Source organism: Paenibacillus sp. FSL R5-0908, assembly GCF_038006245.1.
Taxonomy (GTDB): domain Bacteria; phylum Bacillota; class Bacilli; order Paenibacillales; family Paenibacillaceae; genus Paenibacillus_AQ; species Paenibacillus_AQ odorifer.
Genome location: NZ_JBBOUV010000001.1, coordinates 3,036,466 through 3,063,455 on the forward strand (window position 1 = coordinate 3,036,466; position 26,990 = coordinate 3,063,455).

General features: G+C 41.0%; 31 protein-coding genes and 1 pseudogene. 17 read left to right on the forward strand and 15 right to left on the reverse strand.

Going from position 1 to position 26,990, the window contains the following annotated elements; translation table 11 throughout:
- Window positions 1-150: 150 nt before the first annotated feature.
- The 3 genes from MKZ09_RS13435 to MKZ09_RS13445 all read left to right on the forward strand — a co-directional run bounded on the left by MKZ09_RS13435 (window position 151) and on the right by MKZ09_RS13445 (window position 1,508).
- Window positions 151-354, forward strand: coding sequence for an HIT family protein (locus MKZ09_RS13435; protein WP_076202426.1), 204 nt, complete (start codon window positions 151-153; stop codon window positions 352-354).
- Window positions 355-459: 105 nt separating this feature from the next.
- The gene (locus tag MKZ09_RS13440; protein ID WP_076100658.1) at window positions 460-1,095 is read left to right on the forward strand and encodes a pyridoxamine 5'-phosphate oxidase family protein; all 636 of its coding nucleotides are present in this window, start codon (window positions 460-462) and stop codon (window positions 1,093-1,095) included.
- 104 nt (window positions 1,096-1,199) lie between these two features.
- Window positions 1,200-1,508, forward strand: coding sequence for a hypothetical protein (locus tag MKZ09_RS13445; protein ID WP_076202429.1), 309 nt, complete (start codon window positions 1,200-1,202; stop codon window positions 1,506-1,508).
- A gap of 93 nt (window positions 1,509-1,601) precedes the next feature.
- Here the strand turns inward: MKZ09_RS13445 and MKZ09_RS13450 are convergent, their stop codons facing one another.
- Window positions 1,602-4,037, reverse strand: a complete 2,436-nt coding sequence (locus MKZ09_RS13450; RefSeq protein WP_036685988.1) for a GH36-type glycosyl hydrolase domain-containing protein — start codon at window positions 4,035-4,037, stop codon at window positions 1,602-1,604.
- A gap of 176 nt (window positions 4,038-4,213) precedes the next feature.
- Window positions 4,214-5,269, reverse strand: coding sequence for a LacI family DNA-binding transcriptional regulator (locus MKZ09_RS13455; RefSeq protein WP_076136047.1), 1,056 nt, complete (start codon window positions 5,267-5,269; stop codon window positions 4,214-4,216).
- Between the two features lie 287 nt (window positions 5,270-5,556).
- Between MKZ09_RS13455 and MKZ09_RS13460 the strand changes: the two genes are divergently transcribed.
- Together MKZ09_RS13460 and MKZ09_RS13465 are read left to right on the forward strand one after the other, a co-directional pair.
- Window positions 5,557-6,579 (forward strand): ABC transporter substrate-binding protein, encoded by a 1,023-nt coding sequence (locus MKZ09_RS13460; protein WP_076202432.1) that lies wholly within the window; start codon window positions 5,557-5,559, stop codon window positions 6,577-6,579.
- 121 nt (window positions 6,580-6,700) lie between these two features.
- Complete coding sequence (locus MKZ09_RS13465) at window positions 6,701-8,296, forward strand: helix-turn-helix domain-containing protein (RefSeq protein WP_076202435.1); 1,596 nt, start codon at window positions 6,701-6,703, stop codon at window positions 8,294-8,296.
- A gap of 1 nt (window position 8,297) precedes the next feature.
- Here the strand turns inward: MKZ09_RS13465 and MKZ09_RS13470 are convergent, their stop codons facing one another.
- Complete coding sequence (locus tag MKZ09_RS13470; RefSeq protein WP_076130567.1) at window positions 8,298-8,489, reverse strand: DUF6199 family natural product biosynthesis protein; 192 nt, start codon at window positions 8,487-8,489, stop codon at window positions 8,298-8,300.
- Between the two features lie 317 nt (window positions 8,490-8,806).
- Between MKZ09_RS13470 and MKZ09_RS13475 the strand changes: the two genes are divergently transcribed.
- Window positions 8,807-9,703 (forward strand): SDR family oxidoreductase, encoded by an 897-nt coding sequence (locus MKZ09_RS13475; RefSeq protein WP_076202438.1) that lies wholly within the window; start codon window positions 8,807-8,809, stop codon window positions 9,701-9,703.
- Between the two features lie 257 nt (window positions 9,704-9,960).
- Entirely contained in the window at window positions 9,961-10,281 is a 321-nt protein-coding gene (locus tag MKZ09_RS13480) for a hypothetical protein (protein ID WP_341040876.1), read from the forward strand.
- On the opposite strand, the gene MKZ09_RS13485 is transcribed toward MKZ09_RS13480, so the two are convergent.
- A complete protein-coding gene (locus MKZ09_RS13485; RefSeq protein ID WP_076136057.1) occupies window positions 10,271-10,948 on the reverse strand; it encodes a DUF1796 family putative cysteine peptidase in 678 nt (225 codons plus the stop codon). The genes MKZ09_RS13480 and MKZ09_RS13485 overlap by 11 nt on opposite strands.
- Window positions 10,949-11,081: 133 nt before the next feature.
- The gene (locus MKZ09_RS13490; RefSeq protein ID WP_076136059.1) at window positions 11,082-11,330 is read right to left on the reverse strand and encodes a hypothetical protein; all 249 of its coding nucleotides are present in this window, start codon (window positions 11,328-11,330) and stop codon (window positions 11,082-11,084) included.
- A 118-nt stretch (window positions 11,331-11,448) separates the two neighbouring features.
- On the opposite strand from MKZ09_RS13490, the gene MKZ09_RS13495 reads away from it, so the two are divergent.
- Together MKZ09_RS13495 and MKZ09_RS13500 are read left to right on the forward strand one after the other, a co-directional pair.
- Window positions 11,449-12,090: a uridine kinase family protein gene (locus MKZ09_RS13495; RefSeq protein ID WP_076202445.1), complete on the forward strand. Its 642-nt coding sequence runs from the start codon at window positions 11,449-11,451 to the stop codon at window positions 12,088-12,090.
- 12 nt (window positions 12,091-12,102) lie between these two features.
- The gene (locus MKZ09_RS13500) at window positions 12,103-12,528 is read left to right on the forward strand and encodes a GNAT family N-acetyltransferase (RefSeq protein ID WP_076202448.1); all 426 of its coding nucleotides are present in this window, start codon (window positions 12,103-12,105) and stop codon (window positions 12,526-12,528) included.
- Between the two features lie 118 nt (window positions 12,529-12,646).
- Here the strand turns inward: MKZ09_RS13500 and MKZ09_RS13505 are convergent, their stop codons facing one another.
- On the reverse strand, window positions 12,647-15,145 hold the full coding sequence (locus tag MKZ09_RS13505) for an Ig-like domain-containing protein (RefSeq protein ID WP_143767295.1): 2,499 nt from the start codon (window positions 15,143-15,145) through the stop codon (window positions 12,647-12,649).
- Window positions 15,146-15,456: 311 nt separating this feature from the next.
- Between MKZ09_RS13505 and MKZ09_RS13510 the strand changes: the two genes are divergently transcribed.
- From MKZ09_RS13510 to MKZ09_RS13525, 4 genes are all read left to right on the forward strand, one after another.
- Window positions 15,457-16,248: an AraC family transcriptional regulator gene (locus MKZ09_RS13510; RefSeq protein ID WP_076136063.1), complete on the forward strand. Its 792-nt coding sequence runs from the start codon at window positions 15,457-15,459 to the stop codon at window positions 16,246-16,248.
- Between the two features lie 5 nt (window positions 16,249-16,253).
- Window positions 16,254-16,850 (forward strand): DJ-1/PfpI family protein, encoded by a 597-nt coding sequence (locus MKZ09_RS13515; protein WP_076202837.1) that lies wholly within the window; start codon window positions 16,254-16,256, stop codon window positions 16,848-16,850.
- A gap of 369 nt (window positions 16,851-17,219) precedes the next feature.
- Window positions 17,220-17,684, forward strand: coding sequence for an NUDIX domain-containing protein (locus MKZ09_RS13520; protein ID WP_076136066.1), 465 nt, complete (start codon window positions 17,220-17,222; stop codon window positions 17,682-17,684).
- A gap of 78 nt (window positions 17,685-17,762) precedes the next feature.
- Window positions 17,763-18,197, forward strand: coding sequence for a hypothetical protein (locus MKZ09_RS13525; RefSeq protein ID WP_256719158.1), 435 nt, complete (start codon window positions 17,763-17,765; stop codon window positions 18,195-18,197).
- Window positions 18,198-18,230: 33 nt separating this feature from the next.
- Here MKZ09_RS13525 and MKZ09_RS13530 read toward each other — a convergent pair whose 3' ends face one another.
- A complete protein-coding gene (locus MKZ09_RS13530; protein WP_081394194.1) occupies window positions 18,231-19,190 on the reverse strand; it encodes a hypothetical protein in 960 nt (319 codons plus the stop codon).
- Between the two features lie 129 nt (window positions 19,191-19,319).
- Here MKZ09_RS13530 and MKZ09_RS13535 point away from each other — a divergent pair, with 129 nt between their 5' ends.
- From MKZ09_RS13535 to MKZ09_RS13550, 4 genes are all read left to right on the forward strand, one after another.
- Window positions 19,320-19,466, forward strand: a complete 147-nt coding sequence (locus MKZ09_RS13535; protein WP_179089524.1) for a hypothetical protein — start codon at window positions 19,320-19,322, stop codon at window positions 19,464-19,466.
- Between the two features lie 417 nt (window positions 19,467-19,883).
- Complete coding sequence (locus MKZ09_RS13540) at window positions 19,884-20,081, forward strand: hypothetical protein (RefSeq protein WP_370511158.1); 198 nt, start codon at window positions 19,884-19,886, stop codon at window positions 20,079-20,081.
- On the forward strand, window positions 20,044-20,382 hold the full coding sequence (locus MKZ09_RS13545) for a hypothetical protein (RefSeq protein ID WP_076136071.1): 339 nt from the start codon (window positions 20,044-20,046) through the stop codon (window positions 20,380-20,382). The genes MKZ09_RS13540 and MKZ09_RS13545 overlap by 38 nt, the downstream gene beginning before the upstream one ends.
- Before the next feature lie 11 nt (window positions 20,383-20,393).
- Window positions 20,394-20,720: a YolD-like family protein gene (locus tag MKZ09_RS13550; protein ID WP_076202454.1), complete on the forward strand. Its 327-nt coding sequence runs from the start codon at window positions 20,394-20,396 to the stop codon at window positions 20,718-20,720.
- 164 nt (window positions 20,721-20,884) lie between these two features.
- Here the strand turns inward: MKZ09_RS13550 and MKZ09_RS13555 are convergent, their stop codons facing one another.
- The 8 genes and pseudogenes from MKZ09_RS13555 to MKZ09_RS34430 all read right to left on the reverse strand — a co-directional run bounded on the left by MKZ09_RS13555 (window position 20,885) and on the right by MKZ09_RS34430 (window position 26,948).
- Window positions 20,885-21,712 carry a hypothetical protein gene (locus MKZ09_RS13555; protein WP_076136074.1) on the reverse strand — a complete coding sequence of 276 codons (828 nt, stop codon included), beginning with the start codon at window positions 21,710-21,712 and terminating at the stop codon, window positions 20,885-20,887.
- 370 nt (window positions 21,713-22,082) lie between these two features.
- On the reverse strand, window positions 22,083-22,289 hold the full coding sequence (locus MKZ09_RS13560) for a hypothetical protein (RefSeq protein ID WP_076136075.1): 207 nt from the start codon (window positions 22,287-22,289) through the stop codon (window positions 22,083-22,085).
- 344 nt (window positions 22,290-22,633) lie between these two features.
- Window positions 22,634-23,165, reverse strand: a pseudogene (locus MKZ09_RS13565) (GNAT family N-acetyltransferase).
- A gap of 192 nt (window positions 23,166-23,357) precedes the next feature.
- Window positions 23,358-23,609, reverse strand: coding sequence for a DUF3951 domain-containing protein (locus MKZ09_RS13570; RefSeq protein WP_076100646.1), 252 nt, complete (start codon window positions 23,607-23,609; stop codon window positions 23,358-23,360).
- A gap of 543 nt (window positions 23,610-24,152) precedes the next feature.
- On the reverse strand, window positions 24,153-25,238 hold the full coding sequence (locus MKZ09_RS13575) for a hypothetical protein (protein WP_081394195.1): 1,086 nt from the start codon (window positions 25,236-25,238) through the stop codon (window positions 24,153-24,155).
- 562 nt (window positions 25,239-25,800) lie between these two features.
- A complete protein-coding gene (locus MKZ09_RS13580; protein WP_076136081.1) occupies window positions 25,801-25,986 on the reverse strand; it encodes a hypothetical protein in 186 nt (61 codons plus the stop codon).
- A gap of 156 nt (window positions 25,987-26,142) precedes the next feature.
- Window positions 26,143-26,457 (reverse strand): dihydrodipicolinate synthase family protein, encoded by a 315-nt coding sequence (locus tag MKZ09_RS34425; protein WP_370511161.1) that lies wholly within the window; start codon window positions 26,455-26,457, stop codon window positions 26,143-26,145.
- Window positions 26,406-26,948, reverse strand: coding sequence for a dihydrodipicolinate synthase family protein (locus MKZ09_RS34430; protein ID WP_370511159.1), 543 nt, complete (start codon window positions 26,946-26,948; stop codon window positions 26,406-26,408). Before MKZ09_RS34430 ends, MKZ09_RS34425 begins: the two co-directional genes overlap by 52 nt.
- Between the last annotated feature and the right edge of the window lie 42 nt (window positions 26,949-26,990).

Here is a 26,990-nt window from a genome sequence, read left to right on the forward strand (position 1 = left end):
GGACAGCTGTAATTTACAGTCTGTCCTTTTCTTTTTGCAAAAAGGAGAACGCATGCGAAATGGCGAAATTAGAAGAAACATAGAAATATTCTTAAATCCTATAACAGTGGAGGCGGGCTATATTTATAATCATGCTCCAGAGGGTTATACTTGTCCCTTTTGTTTGTTGGTTTCGGGCATGTTCTAATCATCCCTAATCAGCATATCGAGAACATTTACACATTGGAAGTTGAGATCTCAAACCGGATACATGAGCTGGAAATTGAAGTTGCTAGAGGACTTAAAGAAGTTTATAAATGTGATGGCGTTTCTTCTAGACAACATAATGAGCCGGATGGCAGCCAAGATGTATAGCATTATCATTTACATGTGTTTCCAAGATATCATGGGGAATTATTAAGAGGATATTTGAGCAACAATAAGAATATTGGGGCTTATTAAGTTGAGAGAGGGAGAAGTATGAAGCCAAACTTTTTCGAAAAAGTTATAGAGTCAGAAGAAGAGCTAAGGTCTTTATTTGGGTACCCAAGCGAATTAGTTAACAACAAAACCATAACTTTTATAGATCATCATTGCCGTGATTATATCTCAAAATCCCCAATGCTTTTTATGGCTACAAGCGGTTCGTCCGGTGCTTGTGATGTCTCTCCGCGCGGGGACGCAGAAGGTTTTGTTCACGTGTTGGATGATAAACATTTAGTGATCCCTGAACGCCCTGGGAATAGACGGTTTGATTCTTTGCGGAATATACTTGAGAACCCAAAAGTCGGATTGATATTCATCATCCCCGGACTTGAAGAAACATTAAGAATAAATGGGCACGCGAGTATAGTTAAGGATGAAGAAATATTGAAACCTATGGAGGCGCATGGTAAAGTCCCGGTCATTGGAATTGGCGTGGAAGTTGAAGAATGTTATATGCATTGTGCAAAAGCCTTTAAGCGGTCACATTTGTGGGATGACGATCATTGGCTTGCGAAAGAAGTATTGCCTAATCCATCAAAAATACTGGCGCAGCATGCCCGCAAACTTGGAGTTACTCCAGAGGATATCTCGAAATCACTAAAAGAAAGCTATGAAAAACGGCTATATTAACATTTTTGACTTAGAAATGGAATGGGATTTGCCCTTCATTGTATGCTATATTTGATCTGGATAAGGCAACTGATTATTTTACAGATAATATTGGAGGCATCACAATGAGTAAACGTTATCGAATGACAAGAGCAATGCAGAATGATGGAGATTCAGCAACAACCCTATCTTTAGAAGAGTGTAAGCAATATTTCGCATCCAAACCTGATTTCACCTATACATCATTTTTTACAGTAACAGGTGCCACTACCATGTCCATTGAGGGAGATTTCTTTATGTGGAGCTATGGTGAAACAACAATCCCATTTAGACATTATCAGGGCGATATTTATGTTTCTGGGGCTAATGAAGCCGTGATTCCTAGAATGCTTGAGGTTGCGAGTGATTTAAGAGCAGATATTGTGGAAGGGTAAAAAAAGATGCCCCCTGAATCCTTCAGGGGGCATCTAATGTTAATTTTAGATCCGCTCAACCGTTCGTTTGAACGATTGAGCGGATTTTTTATATTAACCCAGTTCTACAACTACTTGGTGTACAGCGCCGTCTCCAACAGGAGTGATGATGTTACCTTCTACAGCTGCGCCATCCAAGGTAAGACTGGCTACACCTTTGGATACATGGTTCGGGTTCTTGATTTGAATCACATAAGTATCTCCACGGAAGACACGGGTGATTTCAAAGCTGTCCCACTCTGTAGGAATACATGGATCGATCTTCAGACCATTGAAGTCCGCTTGAATACCAAGGATAGATTGTGTAATCGCTACATAGTTCCAAGCAGCAGTACCAGTCAACCAGGAGTTTTTAGCTTCCCCGTGGCGAACGGCATCTTTACCTGCGATCATTTGCGAGTATACATAAGGTTCAGTACGGTGAATTTCGCTGATGTCCTCCAAGTAAGCAGGAGCAATTTTAGCGTAAATTTCAAACGCTCTGTCACCATGTCCAAGTACAGTTTCAGCGATCATGATCCAAGGGTTATTGTGGCAGAAAATACCAGCATTTTCTTTGTAGCCCGGAGGGTACGTAGAAATTTCACCCAGGTTCAGATAGTACTTGGAATATGGTGGCTGTTGCAATACGATACCATATTTAGTATCCAAATGCTCTTGCACGGAAGTCAGAGCTTTTTCAGCTTGACCATCTTCCACACCGATACCGGCCATAACACAGATACCTTGTGGTTCGATGAAGATTTTACCTTCTTCGTTTTCTTTGGAACCGATCTTGTCGCCATAGTGGTCATAAGCGCGCAGGAACCAGTCACCATCGAAACCGTGAGTCAGTGTGATTTCACGCATGTTGTCAATCTTAGCTTCTGCATCCGTAGCTACATCATTAAGTCCGCGCATCCGGCAGATTTCTGCATAGTCCGGTCCAACGAAGACGAACAGACCCGCGATAAATACGGATTCCGCTACGCGGCCTTCGATGTTGGCAGTAGTTTGGAAAGATTCGCCCGGCTCTGTAGAGAAGCAGTTCAGGTTCAAGCAGTCATTCCAGTCTGCACGGCCGATCAGCGGCAAGCCGTGAGGTCCGAGATTGTTAGTTACATGCTCGAAGGAGCGTTTCAAGTGTTCAAACAGCGTAGCCGTGTTATCCGGATTGCTGTCAAAAGGAACCTGCTCATCAAGAATCGATGTGTCGCCAGTTTCTTTGATGTAAGCAGCTGTGCCAAGGATCAACCAAAGCGGGTCATCATTAAAGCCGGTACCGACTTCATTGTTACCTTTTTTGGTGAGCGGCTGGTATTGGTGATAGGCACTGCCGTCTTCAAATTGTGTAGCGGCGATATCGAGAATACGTTCTTTAGCACGTTCAGGAATTTGGTGTACAAATCCGAGCAAGTCTTGGTTAGAATCGCGGAAGCCCATACCACGGCCAATACCGGATTCAAAGTAAGAAGCGGAACGGGACATGTTGAAGGTAACCATACATTGATATGGATTCCAGATGTTAACCATACGGTTCAACTTATCGTCGCCACTTTGGATTTGATATTTGGACAACAGGTTATCCCAGTGTGCAGCCAGTGCAGCCAAAGCAGCATCCACTTGAGCGTCTGTAGCAAATTGCTCGATCATAGCCTCTGCTGGTTTTTTGTTGATTACATTCAAGGATTCCCATTTATCTTCTTCTGGGTTTTCAATGTAACCAAGGACAAAGATGAAGCTTTGCTCTTCGCCTGGCTCCAGAGTAATGTTCAGGGCGTGCGATCCGATAGGGGACCAGCCGCTGGCAACGGAGTTAGTTGGTTCACCTGCAGCAACAGCTTGCGGGCTTTCCAGACCATTGTACATCCCTACGAAAGCTTCGCGGTCAGTATCAAAGCCGGCGATTTCTTTGTTAACAGAGTAGAAAGCGTAGTGGTTTCTGCGCTCACGGTATTCTGTTTTGTGATAGATAACAGAACCCTTCACTTCAACCTCACCAGTGCTGAGATTGCGTTGGAAGTTAGTCATATCATCTTGTGCATTCCAAAGGCAGAACTCTGCAAAAGAGAACAGTTTAACGGATTTCTTTGCAGAACCCGTGTTTTTCACTACAAGACGATGTACTTCAGCGTTATGACCCATAGGTACAAAAGCAAGCTGGTTTACAGAGATCCCGTTGCGTTCACCAGTAATGGAAGTGTAGCCAAGACCGTGACGGCATTCGTAGAAGTCCAGATCACGTTTTACTGGCATCCAGCCTGGAGTCCAGAAATCACCATCATCATAAAGATAGTAGTAACGGCCGCCAGCATCCATAGGGATATTGTTGTAACGGTAACGGGTCAATCTTCTGAGACGAGCGTCTCTATAGAAGGTATAGCCACCAGCAGTATTAGAAATAAGTCCGAAAAATTGTTCATTACCAAGGTAGTTAATCCAAGGGTAAGGTGTTTTTGGTGTGTTAATTACATACTCTTTACGAGTGTCGTCAAAGGTACCGAATTTCATGTGAGAAAGTCTCCTTTCGATTGTGAACGCGCGTTTATAAGTTTCAGGAAAAATTCCCTCGAGGGAAGGGATTCTTTCCGTTGTTTCTAAAAGATAGTATTAGGCAGTGATTTCGAGAACCGATGATAGCAGCTCCACAGAAAAATATGTATTCTTCAGTGAATGATGAATCTGTGCTACTTCTTCGGCGGTTGACAGGAATCTCTCTCCACTAAACGAGCTGGAAAGCTGATCGTGCTGAAAGTCGGCTGCTGTGAATCACACAGCTCGATTACTTTTTCCACTGCAGCCTTTGACATTTCGTAAATCGGCAAGCGCACAGAGGTGAGCTTAGGCTGAATACGGGATGCCAGCTGAATGTCATCGAAACCCGCAATGGAGATATCCTCCGGGACAATGATTCCATGTTCGGAGAACGCTTCCATCGCTGAAATAGCCATGTCATCGTTGGAAGAGAAAAAGGCAGTCGGCAAAGATTCACCAGAAGAAAGCAGCTTCTTGACCTCTTCATAAGCCGTCTCTTTCAGAAAATCACCCTTTAGAATAAACTTCTCATTCATAGGCAGACCATGTTTTTTCAGCGTGTCCTCATAGGCCGTGTAGCGTTCTCGACCAGAGTACGTATTCATTTGCCCACAGATGATACCGATCTCTTGATGGCCTAAGGAGATCAAATGTTCAATCACTTCTGTGGTGCCCTCGTAGTCTTTGGAATTCACAATGGCCAAATGATTGCGGTCAAGATGCTCCGACATAATCTCTGAGATATCATAATCAATCAGTACTAGCGGAGAATCGAGTCCCACCATTTCGCGGACGATATTAATATCCTTCTGAGTGCCGACAATTATACCACCGTCAATTCGTTTTTGCAGAAAAGCTTGTTTTACCTTCAGAAAGTCGTCCGGAGAGTATACCGTATGAATCAGAACGTAACATCCGCGGGCATTCGACGTGTCGACTACGGCATCGACGAAGGGTGCAAAGTAATTGTTCTGATAAATTCGGGTAGTGTTCTCTTTCTCGTTCATACTGATGGCGAACAATCCGATGGTATCGGTTTTCTTACCGGCCAGAGCCCGTGCAAAGCTGTTCGGTTCGTACTGATGTTGCTCAATCACCCGCAGCACTTTGGCCCGGGTTTCTTCAGGAACATTGGAATAGTTGTTGATCACGCGGGATACCGTACTTCGGGAAACCCCGGCCAACTTAGCAATATCTTCGCTGCGCATGTTTCCCCTCTTTTCATAAACGCGCGTTTATGAGTTTATTGTAAGCGAAAGTATCGTATAAATCAATTGTAAAAAAGAAATTTTGCGATCAAGTTAATAAAGGATGACATATTTTTAATAGAAGAAGAATCCTACCGAATCATGATAGAGCAGAATAACTAGAAATAGTTTGTATAAGTTTTTTGCGGAGAAAGTGCATTGAAAGCTATGAAAGTCATGCTACTATTGTGATAAAGGTTATTGAGAATGATAATCAATGACAATAAAGCATAGGAGTGAAGGGATCAATGGCAAGATGGGGTCAGAAGTTTTTATGGGCAGCGGTACTTATAATGGCAATAACCGCGCTGGCAGCATGCGGAACGAATAACAATACTGCCAAAGAAAACGTTGCTAAGACAGAGAATGCAGAGGAATCTACCTCCGCGAGCACTAGCGCACCAACTGAAGGAAATGGAAATGCCGCAGAAGAGGGTGCAACTCGGACGATTGCCGGGGAATTCGGGGATGTTGAAATTCCAGTTAAACCGCAACGGGTAGCCGGAATCTATGTTGAAGATTATTTGAAGGCATTGGGCATTACTCCGGTCGTGCAGTGGTATCATCCAAGCTGGGGCAAACAGGATTATTTAAATCTGGATGTGCCAGAATTCGATATCACGGGTAGCATGGAGGCATTATTGGAAAAAGATCCGGATTTGATTATTGTGGATGGAGGTGCGGATGCGGCGAAATATGAACAATATTCCAAGATAGCACCAACCTATCGTCTACCTGAGGCGGTGTTGCAAGACTCAAGACAAGTGCTTACGGCTATTGCTGATGCGCTCGGTATTCCGGAGAAGGCGGAATCTGTCCTTGCAGCGTATGATCAGAAAGTGGCAGAGGGGAAAGCTAAGCTGCAACAGGCCCTGGGTCAGGAAAAAGTAGCAGTGATCCGGCTCAACTTAGCGGATAAAACCTTTGCTCTATTCGGTGTTAAAAACCGTTTCACCGGTGTGATTTATTCTCAATTTGGCCTGACACCTGTGCCTATGGCGGCAGAAATGACTGAATATCAATCTATTATCTCCGAAGAGCTTATCCCTCAGCTCGAAGCGGATCATATCATTGTGTTCCCTGACAACGGGGGCTGGGATACTGAAGGGAATCAGGAAGCGACTCAAATCCTTGATGGCCCGTTGTGGAAGAGCCTGCCGGCGGTGAAGAACGGGAATGTTTATAGAATGGAACGTTCCCACTGGCAGACTGGTGCCATCACAGCCAATTCGATGAAGCTTGATGACTTGCTGAAAGCTATGGTGAAATAAAACGGCAGTCGTCGTAAGGAATAGCATAAAGAAGGTCTATCAGCATAGTTGATAGACCTTCTTTTTTATTCTAAACTATAGTAAAGTGAATGAAAATGGTTCTCAATTGGAGGGCGTTAGAATGGCAGAAGATTTACAAGACAGCAATAAAAAGAGGCTATTCTATAGCTTGATTAACATAGAAGCCCAATCCTTATCGGTGAACGGACAGACCTTAGTGTTTCAAAATCATACCCTGATCATTGTATCGGAAGGACAGGGATGGTTAGAAGCCGAGGAGAAGCGTTTTCCTCTGGAAAAAGGTGTCGGGTTCTTGTTCGAACCGGGGGTAATAAGCAAAATCAATGCCGAGGAGCGAGGACTTAGCTTTTATAGGCTTACTTTTGAAGTCATAGAAACGGGGGGAAGCAGGCAGAGTGGAATGGAAAAGGGGACTAAAGAAGGAATTCTCCGGTCCGGTCCGCTAAGCTGCAGACCTTTTTCACAATGTGCATTACTGCTGGAGGCTATCTATCATAGTCGCAGAAGTACGGAAGAGATTGAATGGTTCGCAGGCCATACCCGCTTTCAAGAGTTACTGCTGCTGATCATGCGGGCAAATTCCTCTGTCATCCAGATGAAAGGAGCCCATGAGGCGGTACAGCGTTCCATCCGCTATATGCAAGAACACTACAATCACGCCATAACCGTCGATCAATTAGCTGAAGTGGCAGGCATTACACGTACACGCTACACACAGATTTTTAAAGAAGTGACAGGGCGGATTCCCTTAGAGCATTTGAACGGACTTCGTATTGAAAGGGCGCAGCAGCAGTTGCTGCTTACGAATGACCGTATGCATGATATCGCGTTATCCGTAGGGTATAGCAATGAGTATTATTTTAACCGGCGTTTCAAAAGATCGGTGGGCGTTACGCCCGGCCAATACAGAAGCTTCCATCAGGAAGGGCTTCGGGTGTTCGCTCCTTTTCTGGAAGACTATCTGCTGGCTCTGGATATTACACCGGTGGCGCAATATTCTCACGCTCAGTGGGGGAAGCAGGAGTATCTGTCCCTCCTCGATGTGCCTGCGGTTGATATTTCGACTGGCGATTGGCAGGAGCTCTCCCAGTACATGCCCGAACTGATCCTGCTGGATGATGGCTTTCAGCGTTGGCACCTGGATGAGTGCAGCCAAATTGCTCCGTTATTCAAGCTGCCTTGTCATCAAGAGGATTGGCGGGCCACGTTATTTTCCGCAGCAGCCGTCTTTGGCAGAACAGATCGTGTCCAGGAAGTGATCGGAAATTATGAGCATCGGGCGCAGCAAGCCAGACGAGTGCTAAACCGTTCTGTCCAAGGGCAGACTGTAGCATGCCTTAGAATATCTTCCTACGGAATCAATCTCTATGGATGCGGGCAATTGGGTTATACAGGTAGCGTACTCCATCATGATTTAGGTTTGCAGCCCCATGAATTGGTTCCGAAGTTGACTCGTGGACAGAAGCGGGTGAGCCTAACAAGAGAAGAGCTTGCAAGCCTCACTGCAGATCATTTGTTCATTACCTTTGATCGACAGGAAGGAGAAGGACGGGAGCTGCTGGATACACCGCTTTGGCGCAATCTGCCCGCTGTTCGTAATCGCTGTGTGTATGAGGTGGATTTTATGGCCTGGATGAATTATGGGGTATTGTCGCATCAGCGCAAGATTGAAGATGTGCTAAGAGCGTTAGGGTAAGTCAGAAACTAGTCCAGATAAAAAAGAGGATAATAAGTGCCACTATACTGCTGATGCGAGTCATTAATAAATAGGCATCACTGGGCTCTACATCCCCTTTCATCATCCAGCCATAGCGCATGTACCATCCCAAATGAGGAAAGAAGATATTAAGCAATGCTAACAGTACAAAGAGGAATATAAAAAAGCCCATGATTTATCACTCCTTTATCTAATGTATACGCCAGACTATACGGAGCGTTCCCCAAATAACAAGTGAGCTACCATATATTTATTTAAGCATACGCACGCGGTATGAGTCAGTGCAAGGCAGGTCAGAGGAGATTTAAGTTTGAGAAATAGAGAAGGAATACCCTAGCCACCTTGACAGGTGGCTAGGGTATTTTTGCGGCACTATTCAAGGCTGTGTTATCGAACGTGAATGTTTAGAGGCGTGCTTGTTGTGTTTACATAACAAAGAGTTCGGAAAATATAAAAATGTATTTCTAAAAATAAAGGAGGAATTGATCGATGTCTAACCAATATACGATGCAAGATCCTACCACTCAGTACACTAAGGCTGGACCGGAATTTAAGCAGCAACAAGAGGAGCCGGGCCTGCAAAAGAAAATGAATCCAATACCTGATACAGGAGAAGATACTTATAAAGGAACTGGGCGCCTGACCGGACGGAAAGCTTTAGTTACGGGAGCGGATAGCGGTATAGGCCGTGCTGTTGCTATTGCTTTTGCTCGCGAGGGGGCAGATATTGTTCTATCATATATGCCCGAGGAAGAGGAAGATGCAAAGCAGGTGGTCAAGCTAGTGCAGGAAGCAGGTCGTACTGCAATCGCCATTCCAGGCGATCTGAAGGAGGAGGCCTACTGCGAACAACTCGTTGATACTGCGGTTAAGGAGCTAGGTGGAATTGATATTTTAGCCAATATCGCGGGCAAACAGCAATTCGTTCCAGACATCGCTGATCTCACTACGAAGCATTTTGACGACACATTTAAGACGAACGTGTATGCCATGTTCTGGCTGTGCAAAGCTGCGGTGAAGCATATGCAACCGGGCAGCACCATTATTAACACTTCTTCTATTCAAGCTTATAATCCCTCGCCGATCCTTTTGGACTACGCGACCACCAAGGCTGCTATTAATACATTCAGTAAGTCTCTCGCTCAGCAAGTAGCTGATAAGGGAATTCGTGTCAATGTAGTAGCACCTGGTCCCGTATGGACACCTCTTCAAGTTGCGGGTGGGCAACCGGAGGAAGTCCTGAAAGAGTTCGGGTCGAGCACACCACTAGGTCGTCCGGGACAGCCTGCGGAGATGGCTCCGGCATATGTATTCCTGGCTAGCCAAGAATCTAGCTATATCAGTGGCGAAACACTGAATGCGAACGGCGGAACACCAACTCCATAAACTGCTCAGCGGAATGTTGATATTGTAAATACGGCGAAGAATCCAAAAGTACCCTGCTAATTTTAGTGTGGGGTGCTTTTGTTTTTATATATAGAAAGGAGTATTATAGAATTCGAGACTTTTTCTCCCATTATTTTCATGAAATATGATCTATACTGATCAAGATTGTCGAATACATAGTTTTCCTGCGATTACCCAAGAAATAATTTGAACGGCTCCAAGTTTTAGGGGAGACCACAGAAAGAATTAGGAGATGTATGATGCGAAAAAAGAAACTAGCAATCCTCACCATTTGCTGTGTCTTATTCATGGCGTGTATTCAATCGGGATCTGTCCTTGCGGATAAAGGTAACGGAACAGTAGTAGATAGTGGAACGAAGGAAAGGCTGATGGAGAAGTATGATCTTGTAGAGCCTGAACCCGCAAATCCAGCAGCGCATGGGAATCAATACGATTTTGGAATTAGTAACCCTATTTCTTTATTGGTCAGCATCAGTAGGCTGTATTTGTATCCATATGTTTTTGCAGCAGAGGAAATAATTAATCATTTGATCGGTCAAAGCGAAATTAGTTATTAGTTACTTGTATGTCTTTCAAAATATAATCCCAGCTATCATAATCGTTCATATCTTCAGGAACTTCTAACACACAAATATCACTTATGTTCCAATTTAATTCTTGTACCGAGGTTGATTCACGAACGGGAATAAGAATAAGAATAATAAATTCGTTCGGTTTTAATAAAGCAGACAAAATTGACTGTAGCTCTACAGCCTGTTCATATGAGGCAAACCATCTAATGAATAAAGTTTTTTTACTGTGGATTAACTTGTCCCAAAATCTATTAATTCGCAATTCCAGCTTCGCTTTATACGAAGGAAAGGTTGTAGACCAGTGTTTACCTTGATGGATTGGAAAATCATGAACTGAGATAATGTTATATAAAGTATCCTGAATAAAATAGGATTTCACTAATGCATTTTTGTTCCCATTAGGATAAACTGGTAATCCATCCTCCAGAAAAAAATGTGTTTCATCAAGGATTTGCAGATTTATTAATTCCATGAAATTTTGAAATCTATTCTTATAAAGTCTATTTACATCAGCTAATGAATAAGAAACCATCCAGTCGAGCGGCATGGAGAATTTCCTCAAGCTATTTCTTTGCAGATTTATAGCAGGAGCACAAGACATCCCTAAGCTTACTATTAAATCATAGCTTTTTTTCACAGCTTGTAATTTCATGGACTCACCCATTTTCAATCAGATTCAGTTTCTAATAAATTATATACACCATTTTCTAGGATTGATTGGACTTTTAGTGCAATGAGATGCACAGGAAAAAGAGAGCAGCAATTTTCACTGCCCCCTAAACCTATTAGTTACGTTGTAACAAAATATATCCGCTAATGCTTGAAGTTTTTTTACGAAATACTACTTTAAAACCAACATCGTTGTCTAATAAGCAAGCCAAAGCGGTGTTAAGCAATCCATTGGGTCTCAAGCTAGGTCTGCAAGGCACAGCATTTCCAATAACACGGGCGGCAATAATCCTACGTGCTGATCCAGCAACCAAAGGATTTCTGCTCCAACTGATCAATACTAAATCAGGCTGACGAGTAGCCATGGAAGATCTACCCCTTTCTATTAAGTTTCTTTATATAAAATGCACCATAGATTTTAATGTGCTAAACCATAGCGGAGTAAGGAATACATAGGATCGAGTAGGGAGAGGGGCGAATAATATGGACAAGGTGTTACATAAAATAACTAATTTGATTAGCGGTGAGGCTAATAGATTCATCATTGGGATTTCGGGTCATGGTGCATCTGGAAAAACAACGTTTGCTCATAATCTTTTAAAGCTTTTGCAGCGGGATGATGTGAATTATATTAATACAGACCCCTATATTGTTGAATCTAGTCTTAGAAAATACACTTCTATCGACTATGAATATAAGAATGCACATTACCACGATAAAGTGACAGCTTGTCATCCTGCTGCTCATCATATATCTGCTTTAGAGAGAGATATTCATATGTTGAGGGATGGGTTGGATTTTTACACCATTGGCACGGGCTATACAAAAAGTATGTTCATATCTTCACAAAACAAGATAAATATTGTAGAAGGCATGAGCGTTGCTTTTACTGACCCAAATTTGTATGATCTGAAAATCTACTTATATACGGATGAAGAAACCGAGTTGGTGAGAAGGAGTATACGTGATGTTTCTGAAAGAGGAACAGATATAAATTATTTAAGAAAATCCCATGAACAGCGCAGGATGCAATATGAGTTGTTTATGCATCCTTATCATCATAAATTTGATATCGTTTTAAAAAATTCCAATGAAGAGTATGTTCTTGAAAAGGGAACGTTGTAGAGGGGGAAGAGAATGCTTCCAAATGTTAGGCTGGCAACGATATGTGACGCGGATGTTTTGTCTAGGTTAAATCTTGAGTTCAATGGTGGAGTAAAACGTCCTGTGCCGGAGATCATTAAGTGTTTGAACAGCAATAATGAAGTGGTGGCCGTGGCTACTTTAAGGGATGAAGTGGTTGGTTTTGGCTGTGCTCAAAGTCTGAAATCATTTTGTTATAATGAAGCATATGGTGAAATTACTGAAATGTATGTAAAAGAGTCGGCTCGTAGGAATGGTGTCGCTACTGCAATAATTTCTTTTCTGGAAAGTCAGCTTTATTCTCGTGGAGTCAAAACAGTTAAGATTTTAACAGGAGAAGATAATCGTGTGGCCATAAAAGCGTATGAATTGAGCGGGTATGTTAAGGATGATGAAGTAATGTTAAAGAAGGAACTTTAAAGCCATAGTGAACAGTGAATCAGGCAATTTATTGTGCTGGTCCAATTGGATAGCAATAAAAACACGGAAGCCGCTTTACTGGCTTCCGTGTTTTTGGAACTGTGTAGAAGAACAGACACTATTTATTTATCGCTGAGTCACCTATTGGAGTGAATGTATTCTCCACAGTAATGTTAGAGAACTTAGCGTAGTTCAGTTGCTCAATCTTATTGGCAACATCGTTGCTGTCAACGGCAAATCCGACATATACCGAACCATCCATAACAATAGTTCGCTCGCCAATTAGCTTCCAGTCTTTTCCGTCCGTTGATCCGTAAGCATAAAAAACATCTCCCTTACGGCCAAGCTTGAGCCAATATCCTTGCTCCACACCATTAATTTTAAATGGAATATCTGAAACAAGTTGAATGCCAGCTTTTTCAGCAGCAGATACGCTGTCTAAAGTTTCAGTTAATTCATCAAATCCTCCGCCCTTAATGCTTCTGCCCGTCAGATAAGATGACCAGCTGGTCTCTTTGGATAACTTCACATAGGAGACGCCAAGGGCCGCCGCGGCACTGTCTTTATTCAAGTTATCGCGGATCATTAGCCCGGTGAAGGCATGGTTGTCAACGGTCCCGATTTCTTCGAGCTTCGCGGTAAATTCCATATCTCCGTTCAGTTCTTTATACACGAAGTGGAAGTTATCTTTGGTTGCATTGTTTGCTTCTGATTGTTCTGTGCCACCTTCACTTTTACCAAGCTTTCCGTTGCCTTTAACGGTAAGCACATCATTTGTCATACTTCCGGAACCCTTAATGCTCGGATCACCGATATCTGCTGTAGTCCAACCCTTTTCAGCCAGGGAAGAGGTAGCAGCATTGATATGGATGTTAGTGGCTGTGGTCTGCGTCTCATTTCCTTGGGTATCGGTCACTCTTGCAGAAATATAGTAGGAAGCATCCGTTAAATTCTTGAGGGTATATGTGTATGTGTTGCCTTTTTTGACTGCTTCCCCAAGATATTTAGATCCATTATATACAGCAACTTTTTTTATTTTGTTTCCGGATTTAGGGGAAGCATTAATTTTAACTTCGACCTCTTTCCCGGTAAGAAATTGTGCATTGTTTTCTGGCGCTAAAAGCTTAGCATCAGGGTTTTCGGCGACGTGTTTCATATCAACTAGACCGTTAATATAAAGCTCAAGCCAGGTGTAACCATTTTTAGTAACCGTTTTGTATGCATCCTTGATGCCCCAGATTTTATTTTTCTTTTCCCACTTGTCGTCTATTCCGTTTTTATTAGTGTCAAATTGCTTATCATATTGTGCCTCGATGACGCCAAAGTCTGAAATGTAACCCCCGACTTCATGTTCAGTGTTGATATATCTTCCCGAGTTCTGCTCGACTTCTGCCACAATTCTTGCATCGATAGCATCGCGACGCGGATAGGTAGCTCCTGCTTGTTGCAGAATGTTTTTTAATAGTGATTCATTCGCTTGCTTTACGCCGGACTTAATATAATTATCAAATGCTTTATTGGTAATACCATGGTTAACTCCAGTACTGTCCGCGGAAAGATATGGTGTGGCTGCAAGAGTCGTCTTTTGTTCACCACTCTGTACGCCAGAAAATTTCACATAGTCTGAAGAATCATTCAGTAAGCCTGTGAGCTTCCCGTTAATTCTGTTTCCAGCGATATAGAAACCGCCCAGTTTGGTAGCTTCACCGGCATCAATCACTCGGTTAATTACATTATCTCTTGTACCCGGGCCGGCAATCTCGATATTGTTCATAAAGTTAGTAAAAGTAAAACCTCCGCCATAAGTGCCGTTAAAGCCCCAATTGTAAATTACATTGTTGGAGAACTGAACAACCGCCACATGATCAGCATCTGCAGCACCTGCGTAACCGCCGCCTAGTCTTGGGTTTCGCGAGGTATGGTTCGCATACAGATTGTGATGGAATGTTGTTTTGTCTCCGCCTGAAATACCACCGTAGCCATGTCTTCCTTTAGAATGCCCGGATAGAGTCAGGCTTTCGGAAATAATGGACCACTGGATCGTGCCATTTTCGCCTCTATATAAAGATAGAGTTTCATCTGTGTTCCAACTGAAGGAACAATGGTCTATGAGGAAGTAGTTGTTGTCTCTCCCCCAAAGCGCATCCATTGAATCGCTGCCATTATAAACATTAGTGGCACCCGGACGGAAAGAGGTGTACCGAATAATGATATTCTCTGAATTGCTGATATTGGTATCCCAACCTGCAATGGTAATTCCGTTGCCTGGAGCGGTTTGCCCAGCGATGGTCAGGTTTTTAATATTATTGAGACTTAACGTGCTCTTCAGTTCAATCGTTCCGGAAACATGAAAAACAATGGTACGACCCTCTTTAGGCGTAGATAAAATCCCATAGCGAAGGGACCCTGCAATCGGTTTGTCTTTTACAGCGTAATCTTCAAGGGTAGTTACGATGTATACATCGCCCCCTCGACCACCGCTTGTATAGGCGCCGCCACCTTCCGCGCCAGGAAAAGCAAGAATAGAGGCACCCGCAAAACTTTTGTCTCCGTCTGCCTGCCCTGAAGCTGCGAGTGTGTGACCTCCTAAAAATGAAAACGCTACCGAAAAACTCAATAAGACACCTATAACCTTACCTGATTTTTTACTCTTCCATTTCATCTTTTTGACGTATAACATGGATACAGTTTTATCGCTGAATGCTGTTCCTGTTATACTTCCTCCTCTCAGTGAAATGATACTGGTCTGCGACAAGCAGCTTACTGGTAATACTTTAAAACTTTTAGGGCGTATTTACCTGCCAAAAAAATCTTTTTTTGTGCCAACTATTGCTCTTTGGTTCTTGCGCAAACGAACAAATTCATATTATGTTCTTAGTATTACAGCAGCTATAGTGCTTGGCATTCCATGACGATAGGGAGAAAAACATGAATATTAAATATCAGCATCGTGACCAGGCGTTTCACTCCTTTATTTCTACCAATAACACTTATCCTCTTCATCTACACAAAAATGTAGAGATAACAATGGTTTTGTCCGGCAAAATCAATATCAACATCAATGGAAAAGAGTATGATTTGTCTGAAGGAGACATAGCGATTATTTTTTCCAATCAACCTCACAGCTACAAAACCCTAGAGAAAAGCCAGATCCTGCTGTTCTTTTTTGACGCCACTTTTCCAGGGGATTTTGCGGGGGATTTGCTTAATCATGTTCCGGATAACCCTATAGTTTCGAAACAAAAGGTGCTTCAAGATCTGCTGGCAACCTTGTATAAACTATATAAAGAACAATGTGATGTTCGTCTGCTCAAGGCTTATACCTCTGTAGTATTAGGGCACGCGCTGCCGTTACTGCTAATGAAAAAAGTAGACTACAAAAAAGAAATGGATCTCGTCCCCAAAATCCTAGCTTATATCGACATGCATTTTTTAGATCACATAAATTTGGAGACGCTTTCAAGAGAGCTTGGCATTAGTAAATTTATCATTTCCCGAATCTTTTCGGAGCAGTTTCATATTTCATTTCGTGATTACATCAATGGCCAACGGGTAGCCTTTGCTCATATGCTGCTGTTATCCACTACCCATCCGGTCACGGATATCGCGTTTGATTCCGGATTTAACAGTTTGCGTTCTTTCTATCGTGTTTTTAAAAATGAATACGGGATCACCCCCAATGAATTTCGCCGAAAAGTATCGAAGGAGTGTGTAGAATGAAAATGATGAAGATGGCTTATATTCTATTTGATGGGATGACCACGTTAGATTTTGTTGGTTTTTACGATGCGGTTACCCGGATGGGAGTTCTAAAGGCTATAGAAAATGTATCGTGGGATTTTTGTTCCAACAAGGAAGAAGTCACGGATGATCGAGGATTGACGTTGAAAATAAACCAGGTTTCCCCTGATCTGTCAGCCTATGATTTGATATTTATCCCTGGAGGGTTATCCACTCGACAACTTAGATTCGATACTGATTTTATAACATGGATTCAGACTGCTCGAGAGGTTGAATACAAGGTGTCAGTGTGTACAGGGGCTTTAATTTTGGGAGCTGCCGGTTTCTTAAATCAGAAAAAGGCGACCACCAATCCTTCTGCATATGAACTATTAGCACCTTATTGTTCCGAAGTAGTTAAGGAACGGCTCGTAAGGGATGGAAATGTTTTTACTGGGGGAGGAGTAGCAGCTTCGATTGATCTGGGTTTATATTTCATAGAATCGCTTACTAATGAAAATGTAGTTCGAGAAGTTCAAGAGAAGATGGATTACCCATATTACAAGACAATTAACCTTTCCAAAGGGAGATCATACCTATAAAAGATGGGAATTAATGATATAATATCCAAAGTGAAATAATTAAGGTGATGAATAGAGGTGTAAGTATGTTGGACACAAACTGCCAGTTTTTCCTTTTCTATTTATTTCGATAAAAAGTCAAAAGGAAAAGCATAAACTTGAAGTACTAGATGATAGTGTAGTAATCGGTGAAACAAATATTATGTGTGATTCCTTGAAAAAAATTGTGATTCATAATCCTATTTCAATATTTTTTTCATATGATTCCGGCTCAAAAAAAGAAAAAAATAATTACGATACAGGTAAATAAGGATGAAGCAAAAGATCGAAAAACAATATTAGAAGAGCCACTTAGTCCCAGAAGAGATGTTGAAGATATGAGGTGTCACGATGAAGGTAGGAAAATCGATTAGAAAAAAGGTATACGGATTTATTTTGCAAGACAATGAAGTTGGAGAAAAGACCTTATTAGTTTATCTTAATGTACCTGAAGTACCCTTTAGATTAGTAGGTGGAAATGTCGATGCCGGGGAAACAGAAGAAAAAGCGTTATTCAGGGAAATTCAAGAAGAAAGTGGACTTAAACAATTTAAATTAGTAAAGAAAATAGGCACACAATATTATTATAAGGATTTTATAGATGCGAATGTCGAAAGACATGACTACCTTCTAATTCCAGAAACGAGATTACCTGAAAAGTGGAGCTTCACTGGAGAAGGAGAAGGTGAAGACTGTGGGACTATTTTTAACTACCAATGGATAAATCAAGATGAAATATACTTATTAGATAAAGAGTTTAGAGAATACATGACGGAAGATTACATGCAAGAATTATTCAGCAAGGTAAAAAGGTAATCCATCTAAACTAAGTGCGAAATGATAAATTGAAAGAACGGCTGTAAGTATAAAAAGCATAAAAATGGTGGGATTATTTTGCGTGCAGTTAAGCCTATAATGTTATGGTTTGTTTCGACGGTTTTATTCACCCTGGCAGCCTTTGGATTGGAGCTTTGGGAAGGAAATAAAATAAGTACAACAGAATATTACGGTTTTCAAAACATTGGGTTTGCTTTTATTTTTCTGATGTTCCTTTTTTCAGTTCTTCTTTACCCAGTTATACTGCTTCCTTTATCATGGGTTATTCGAAAGATAGCTAATCCTTTAATAAGCCGCATAATGATATTCTTATTGAGTGGTATTGCGGGATATGGTTTCTTTTACGAGTTGTACGATGAACGCTTTATACGGGAATACCATTTGAATAGTAGTACAGCTGTTGTTTTTTTCGGTATTGCTGGTTTCATTTATGTTCTGGTGGATTACTATTTTGAGTCGCAAGCCATTAAAGCCGAACAAAATCCCTGCTAACCGAGGCGGCCAGCAGGGACTTTATTTTTCAATCTAAGTATTAGGTAATTTGTCAACCTCCTCAGTAAAGGCTTCCAAGTACTGGGTGAATATTCCTGTATCTATTTTGGTGGTTGCATCATTTGCAATAGGAGGCGTATCTTGGATTTGTTTGTACATACGATCCATCTCACCCGTGAGCTTAGTCCAGATGCTTTTAACTGAATCATATTTTGCATCAAGGTTGCTGATATAACTATCGTATTCCATTTTTTGAATCATAGCTTTTCCTAATTGCTCGATTGTAAAATCTATATCTATTGTTTCACCCGTAGAGCCAGTTCCTGAACCTGCATACCAGCTGATATCAACAAATCCATCATTCCAAATATCTGAAACGACAAAATTACTGATTTCTTTAAGTGTCGCTTCAGGAGACTGTTCAGTTGTACCTGCATTACCAGAATCTGAAGTACTAATTACAGGTTCCTTGAAGAGTTTCCTCACTTCGTTAAATGCATCCTTATCCTTGTCATTAGACGAATACCCCCAACCAACTTTGTCATCTTTAATAAAAATGATAAGTTCGCTATTGGAGGAAGACTTCTCACCTTGGATAAGCACGAGTTTATCTTTTCCGCCATCTTTGTCCGTATAATCAGCTGTTTCAATTACTGTAGGATTCTTAAGTTTATTATTCTCGGGTGTCTCAGTAGATTCAGCCATTTGGAAAATGGGTTGTACATCTGGAAGTATATTTTCGGATACGAATTTCTTTTTCGCTTCGATATCTGAACCATTGAGGAAAATCTCCACATAGTTGAGAGCCAGTTTCTCGGAAGCTGTAAGTTTCTTTTTTGGCTCAGGAGTGGGCTCTGAAGGGCTGGCTGTTGCTTCGGACGGTGTAACTCCTGTAGACGTTGTATTTTTTTTCTCTGAATTTGTTGTGGAACTGCCACATCCTGAAAGGATTACAATAGTTGCCACGATACATAAAAAAGCTTTTTTGTTCAATCTGATATCCCCCTAAATCTGCTAATAATTGCTAGTTAATTCTACCAGATATAGGAATAGTAATCTATGAATTATAATTTATGGCGGAACCAATATATTAAATTAGCGTGCGGCCAGGAGCAAGTGATAGTGTCTTGGACTATGCTGGGGATGTGCGGAGCTTTAATATTTAATGGAGCGGCATTGTATTTGAAAACGAAAGATGAAATGGCTGTGCTATCCTCGATTGTTGGGATTGTAATGTTAATAGTCTCGCTTACTCAGTTTCCTTTTTGAAAATTAAAACAACCTCGTCAACCTTAATGGGTCGGCGGGGTGTTTTTACGTTTTCTACTTTATACTTATTTCTTTTTCTTCTTTGTGGGTCCGATCTGGCGTCTTACCTTATCGTTCTCATCTACCTCAATAATATAAATCTCCTTCACTGTACCGGAGAGTGTAAACCATTCACGCATAGCTTCAGCCTCAGTCATCGGTCCTAATATTCGTTTCCCCCTATAACATATAAAAAACACTCATACTCCTTAGTTTGTTTGCGGAAATGCAATAAATGCTTATAGAACAAATTATAAACTTGGGCGATGACTTTGTATGTAATAATTCATGCCTGGCGGGATATTTTTACATTGATTAACGAACGTACGTTTGGTTATAATACAAACAAACGTTCTTATCCTTGGAAGGTGAGTAATTATGCAAATAAGTATGGGTCAAACCATTGAAATAGTGTACCAAGATAAATCAGGTAAGATATCTCAACGTAAAATTGAAGTGAAAGGGATTCGTGGAGGATATATTCGCGCAACTTGCTTATCAACCGGAGCTCCACGCGTATTTCTGGAGGCTAATATTCTTGCTTGGCAGCCTGTGCAAAAAAAGCGTTATGCTTAGTGACACCGCCCGAAAGCTACTAATGATCATGCGACACTCTGCTGTGCATCATGCTCATATGCCAACTTTACAGGAGTTAGAGATCAAGAGTGGACGGACACCAGATAAGATCATTAGTGGGCTTAGGGAATTAGTTAACGAAAAATATATAGAATGGACCCCACACACTCCACCAGAGAGCGCCCGAATTATTGAAGGCTGGGAAAGGATTGACCCTAGGTTTAAAAAGAGAAAGCCAGAGCCACAAGAGCTCCAGTGGGGGATAGATGGTAGTAAAACGAACTACTGGACGGATTATTAGGAGGCAGCTTCATGATGGAAAAATTAGAGAACGTATGGGAGTGTAGCAGAATGATATTGCCCGAACATAAAAACCGGATTTTAGATGACAATAATGAGCAGGAACGTCGTGAAAAACCCACTTTAGATCTACAGGAGATAGAGCGTTTTGAAATATTGTTATATCGTTCGATGGAAGAGCACAGCCCGATTACACTCACTCTGTTTGATCCCATGGAGAATATATTAAAACGAGGTATCGTGATGAAACTGGATAAACAACAGGGAATTAAACTCCGCTGGTCTGAGGAGGAGTGGGATTGGTTCAAGATGGGGGATGTTATTGCAATAACTACATAATTCACTTCATAAAAAACAGGTTAGGAGCAATCTCCTAACCTGCGCTGTACTTCTCTGATATTAATGTTCTGCTCCGTGGAATAAGACCACTGGTGAGGTACTTGGCAGTGCTGGCGCAATGCTGACGATAGTGAGGACCAACAATAAAGAGACGGCAAATTTTTTCATAGAGACTCAACCCTTTCTTTGAAATTTATTATTTTCTCTTCAAAATCTTTAATCTGAGTAGCATTAGCACATGAACGTAATGATTCGAAGTATACTACTGCTTGTTTAAAGATTTTATCAGAGTTTGTGACCTCTGCAGAATCTAATAATTTCATGCTATATTTGATAGCTGTATTATAATCTTGAATTTTCGTTTTATATCTGATCATATTAATAAAAAAAGTTTCTTGGTAGGAATTTATTATAATTTCATCCGCAGGGGTATCCTCAAATTTTGAAATACTATTAGAGAAAAGTTCTAAATGAGATTCAATGTTTAAATTGAAATTAGTAGCTGTCTTTAACAAAGTTATCAGTCCCGGTAGAACTTCTTTAGAGTTGGATAAAAGGAAAGAAACATAACGATCTATGAATTGAATATTTCCAGAAAGCACTTCTACTTCTAAAAGATTTGGTTCTGATATGTACTTATAATAGGCTACCTCATTTAATCCTTCAGCATCTAATCCCTTGAACCAACTCAAATCGCTATAAGCTTTAATGTAAGTTCGAGCTTTATCATAATTTTCGATTTCTTTGTGGGCTAGTCCCAGCATAAGCAAGCTGTATCCATAATAATAAATTAAAGGTCGTTGGTGTTTTAGTTCCAGTTCATTATTGTGTGTGTAATTATTATAAATTTGAGTTATTCGGTTGTAAAAAGTATCTGCTAGTTTTAGAAGATTGGGCCAGCTTTCAAAAGAATATATCATTTTAAGAACTTTTACGGCTGGATCAAGATCTAGAAGATTTATATCTAAATCTAAATCGATATTTCCATCCAACGGCCTCACCTGCCTTTATTTTACATAATATACCTGTATTATACAATGCAATCAATAGATGGTCAATTAAGTGCTCCATATAAAAAATAGATGATTAATAGGGACCAAAAGAGTAAATCTATCCATTATTGCGTCATGATGTGTGCTTGGGAAAGCATTGGCCTGATGGCACTGACTCATACTGCGTATGGCTAGGTTTATTAAGGGAAGTGAGGCGATCGGGGTAAATCTACTGTCTAGCGAATATTTTGCCAGTAAGGGAGAGCACGTGACCCAAGCGTTCGCGCTTCCGTTTTCCGGGTTATTTTCGTCGAGGCTTTGAAGTAACGGAAAGGGAACGCTGGGCTGGTGAGGTATGGTAGTAGTGGAATTACCGCTCTAGATGACCACATAAAAAGTCATATAGATTATGTAATGCCTCAAGAATAGCAGCAGCTACGACATAAATTAAAAGGTTGCTATTGATTAAATCATTTACCGTATTATGTTTTGTGAGTACAAACTGGAAGAATGTGTACATCGCAATTGTTGCATATGCCGCAACCTTGGAAATATTAAATAACTTATCAAAGATCATTAACAGTGCGTCCACCTCCTTAAGGAATAGATATTATCAATAAATACCTAATTTGAAAATCTGTATACAAAAGCCCAGAGCTGCCGGCAGAAGGCGGTTAGGCTCGATCCGGAATCGGCTGAGGCTAGGAAAGTCTGTTTAGCCTTCTACGTTTGGAAGATGTGATAACAGTTGCGCTACTTAATACACAGTACGAAGATACAGATCATTAAACGAGTAGGAGTATCCCTCCTCTCCCAAAGGCTATGACGAAGTAGACGCAAACTATTCATTTAGTTGAGCAACGTGAAAATATAGTAAATAAAAAGCCTACACCATAAAAATGTAGGCCCACTCATTAAAAGTTACTCTGTTACTAATTTTGAGAAAATGCATAAATCAATAAACTTTCCTTTGGACTTTTCGCACTTTCTCATTGTTCCTTCGAATGTATAGTTTAACTTTTGCAAAACTCTTATGGAATTATTGTTTTCGGGTTCGACTTTTGCTTCTATCCTGTTGAAATTTAAAGTGTTGAACGCATAATCCATCAGAGATTGAATGGCCTCAGGAGCATATCCATTGCCCCAATAATCTTTACTAATATCGTATCCAATCTCTGCTTTAGCGTTTGAAGAATCTATAGAATTATAACCGCAGGAACCAATTATGCGATTTGATTCTAACTCGATTATGGAATAACGAATAGCTTTGCTTTCCAAAGACAGGTTATTAAGAATTTTAATCATTTCTACTGCTTGGCTTTCATCAGTGAAACTATTGATATTCATAAACTTTGTAACCTCAGGGATCAGACCAAATGTTAAACAAACTAGCAGAGTCAGATAATTTCATTTTTCTTAATTTTAGTCTTTTGGTTTGTATTTCTGTAATCAATATATTACCTCCATTATCTATTTGTTTTGGGGTTAAGATATCGATATCTGCGCATAGTTCAGTCCCTTCAATATTTAATTCAACACTATTATAACGTAAGAGTTTTTTTATGTCACAGTACGAAGATACAGATCATTAAAGGAGTAGGAGTATCTCTCCAAAGGTTATGAAGAAGTAGCAGCCTATTGCGCATCAGGGAAGAGAAGGTCGTCGTTTTGATAATGAAATGATGTTTTTGTCCTTATCATCACCATGGTCCGCATTTTCTTCTATCTCTTTTTTCTCATCGTGAAACTCAACAGGAGATTGGGCCGTGATGTAGTCAAATGGAGTGTAATTATTATTTGGTAATTTTCTTGTAAGGAGTACCTTTACAATGATGATTCCTAATGAGAGATAGAAAATCGCGCCTACTCCAGCCAACATGAATAGTACTAATCTCATTGTTAACACCGCCTTTGTTTGATTTTATAATCAAATGTTAATATTTACAAGAATCAGGCTGCTGAGTACTATTCATTCGACTGAGATTAGCACAATAGTCATACCTACATATGAAATGATTTGACAGTTATAAATATTAATTACTTTAAAGCATCACAGAAAGGTTGTTTTACAGACACCATACTCATATGGATATCCGATCTCATCATTAAATGTAACCTCTGCACCATATCGACAGATACTGCTCTTAGAGACAGAACCTCTAATGTTGTATATTTCATCTACTGTGCTTCTTGGTAATAAGATAGGTTTTTAGATATATCAGTTTCTAACGGTAAGACCAATTTTTATGTAGTTACTACATTGAATAATAATGGAAAGTTAAGTTTCAAACGAAGCATCAGCTACCCCTCAGAAGGCAGATCAACCTGAACCAGAACCATCTGATGTTCGCGCAATACTCACAATTACATTAATAACTGGTCTTGAAAAAGTCAGTGTGGCGGCGGTGCCCCGACTGCTGTATTTCTGTAACGTTTCCGCTTAATTGGCTTTGTCAGAAGCTTCATAGATTAGGCAACGAAGGGTCTGATCGGGATAGCGGAACTCCGCGATATAGCTACTTCCATCTTCCAACAACAGTTTAACATCCACCATTCCGCGTTTGTTGTTAAACTCGGTGTCGGTTAGATAAGCTTTGACAATGGTTCTTGTTTCTCCCTGCTTGTCCGTGATGACCTGCACGGCTTTATGAATCCAACTGGCATCCTTCTGGATGGTGCCGGCTGCGTCGTCGTCGATGGGAGTTCTCTTCAGTGCCAAATTAATGGCTGTCGTATCCTCTACGGCACCGGTTGTTGCATTAATCAACACATCATATTCCCAGAATACCTCGCCTGATCCGAGCAGGGTAAGATTCTTGTAAGGAGCAAAATGAACTGTCCAGGTTGGACGTTTGTTTAGTCCCAGCTCAATCAGCATTCCCGATGTTTTTAGCTTGGACACGTCGGCATCGAACAGCTTGCGCACACTGTCAGAGGCCAGTGCCTCAGCTTCAACCTGGCTGATTTTCTGAGGCTGAAGCTGAGGCACAGTCGGATTTCGTTTGGACACGAAGTAATTCACCCGGTAGTACCAGTCAATCAGCTGTAACAGTTCCTCATCAGTCATACTCCTCTCCGGGTAGGTGTACGTATTGGTTTCTAAATCTAGATACATATCTGCTTGTCCAGCCTTTAACGGCAGCTGCTGCTTGGGGCGGAGGCCGTCATACACATACTTATCGTCCAACACTTGTCTGCGGTTGATTTCGGATTCGGTTTGTTCCCGACCTGAAATATGGGGATCTTCTGCCTTGTCTATAAAGTTATAGATTTGCTGGATTTGCGCCGCTGTCATCTGTTGATACAGGTCTTGTTGTATGGTGGATACCGGCGCCGGCGCCTCCACCTTTAGCACGGGTATCGTGCTTTCGCTCAAAGCCAGCCGGTTACTGCCCTGAATTGACGAACTGTTCTTGGCGAAAACTACGGAATTCATCAGGCTAGGGACGATCAGAGCACTGGCTGCAAGCACACCAGCTGAAAACAGGATAACAACTAATGTAGCGAACCGCTTTTTCTTGTTCAATCGGATTACCTCCATTGGGATCTAAGATGATGAATCTTTATACATCTTAACACCAAGTTATTATAGAATTAGGAGGATAGTTGTTATGGAGTTGTAAAAAGATCGGATACTTCCCCTTCACCAAGGACAGTCAGGAGTTAATCTCAATTTTGTCCACGTTCTTCTTCAAGAGCCACAGCAACAATGCAAGAAGTGTCTTTACAATAAAGATGTGCCAGAAGCGGGAAGTGTTTACTTAGTGTCGTATTTACAATTAAGAAGGACTTTAAAGCAGAAAAACGATTGGTTGCGAAGAAATAGATAGTTCGGAGAACAAGGAGTTTTTGTACTGATGAACAATAAAGATTTTCAATACAGAGAGACATACTTTATTGTGGGGAATCCAGCAACTCTATGGATACTCATACTTGGATTGGTTTCGTTTGGAACAAGATCCAATAGGTCATCTTATGGATTATGGTGGGATTGTAGAGGGGGATACACCGGATCTATTAAACTAGCTGGATCTCATTTTGTTTGGGAGTGATTTGAATTTAGAGCATGCATTAAATAACCTACGATATCACACTTCTTTAATCCGTTTGATCGCCCAAGAAGGAAAAGAAAATAAACCACTCTTAGTTCTTATTGTGAAGTAACCTGAAGAGTCGCTCTCCTGACAAAAACCAACATATGTCTCTCCACTGACTAAATGTATTTGTAGTTGTAATTCTGTTTCAATTGCGTGAAAAATCAGTGCGAGATTCATATTAAAGCCCCCTTGCATAAGATGATTATATTCATAAAATACCCACTTCATTGTTGATGAACGCAAAATAGTTGACAATTGACAATGTTGTAATGTTTTAAGCGTGATTTTGGCATATAGAGCAGGATATATACTTCCAAATGAATTATATTAATTTTATACAGTAAACTTTAATTCTTTTAGAATGATATTCAGGTGATTCCTAACGGATTTGTTTAATGGTTGTAAAGGCAAGGGAAGACTAGGACTTTTAATTAAGCCAATGATTTCAGCAGCTGCTGAAATCACTCGAAGGCTACCGTAGCTCTTGAATAACTTCCAGATCGGTTCTAGTAATGTTGAAAGGTGTTGTGCTTCTGCTAAATGGCCACTTTGAGTCATTCTTGTGATATCTAGACATAACCTCGGAAATAAACCAGCTAGCACTGAGTACCATAAGTCACAACCTGCCTCAAGCCTAGATATGCGGATGGATTCCCGCTTATTCCAAACGTAACATGGAGTGGAATAACAGCTCTGAGTTTTTCTACACGTAACTTGGCTTTATCAGATTCTGACGGTATGCCGGGAATCTTAATGGAACAAACATTAGGTGACCTAGCAATTTTGCTGGGCAGCTCATCACTGAAATGGAAATGTGAAGTGCCGGGATTATCATAAACACAAAGTGGAATGGAGAGTGAACTTGTCACCTGTTCGTATACAAAAAACACTTCTTCATCTGTTAGCGCCTGATAGGAGATAGGAGCCAAGAGTACTGCACTTGCCCCAGCTTGTTGTGCATCTTCCGCTAATCGAAGTACTTCTGGAGTTCGAATCGCACTTATGCTTGTCATCACGGGGATCCCTTCAACAGAACTAACAGCAAGCTCAAGGACACGCAAACGCTCCCCTCTACTAAGATGCGCGTAGTTTCCAGTTGATCCCAGTACACCAATTGAGTCTACTCCTGCCTTTACCAATTCTTTAATAAAAAAGGGACCAATTTTAGAGGCTAGGTGTTG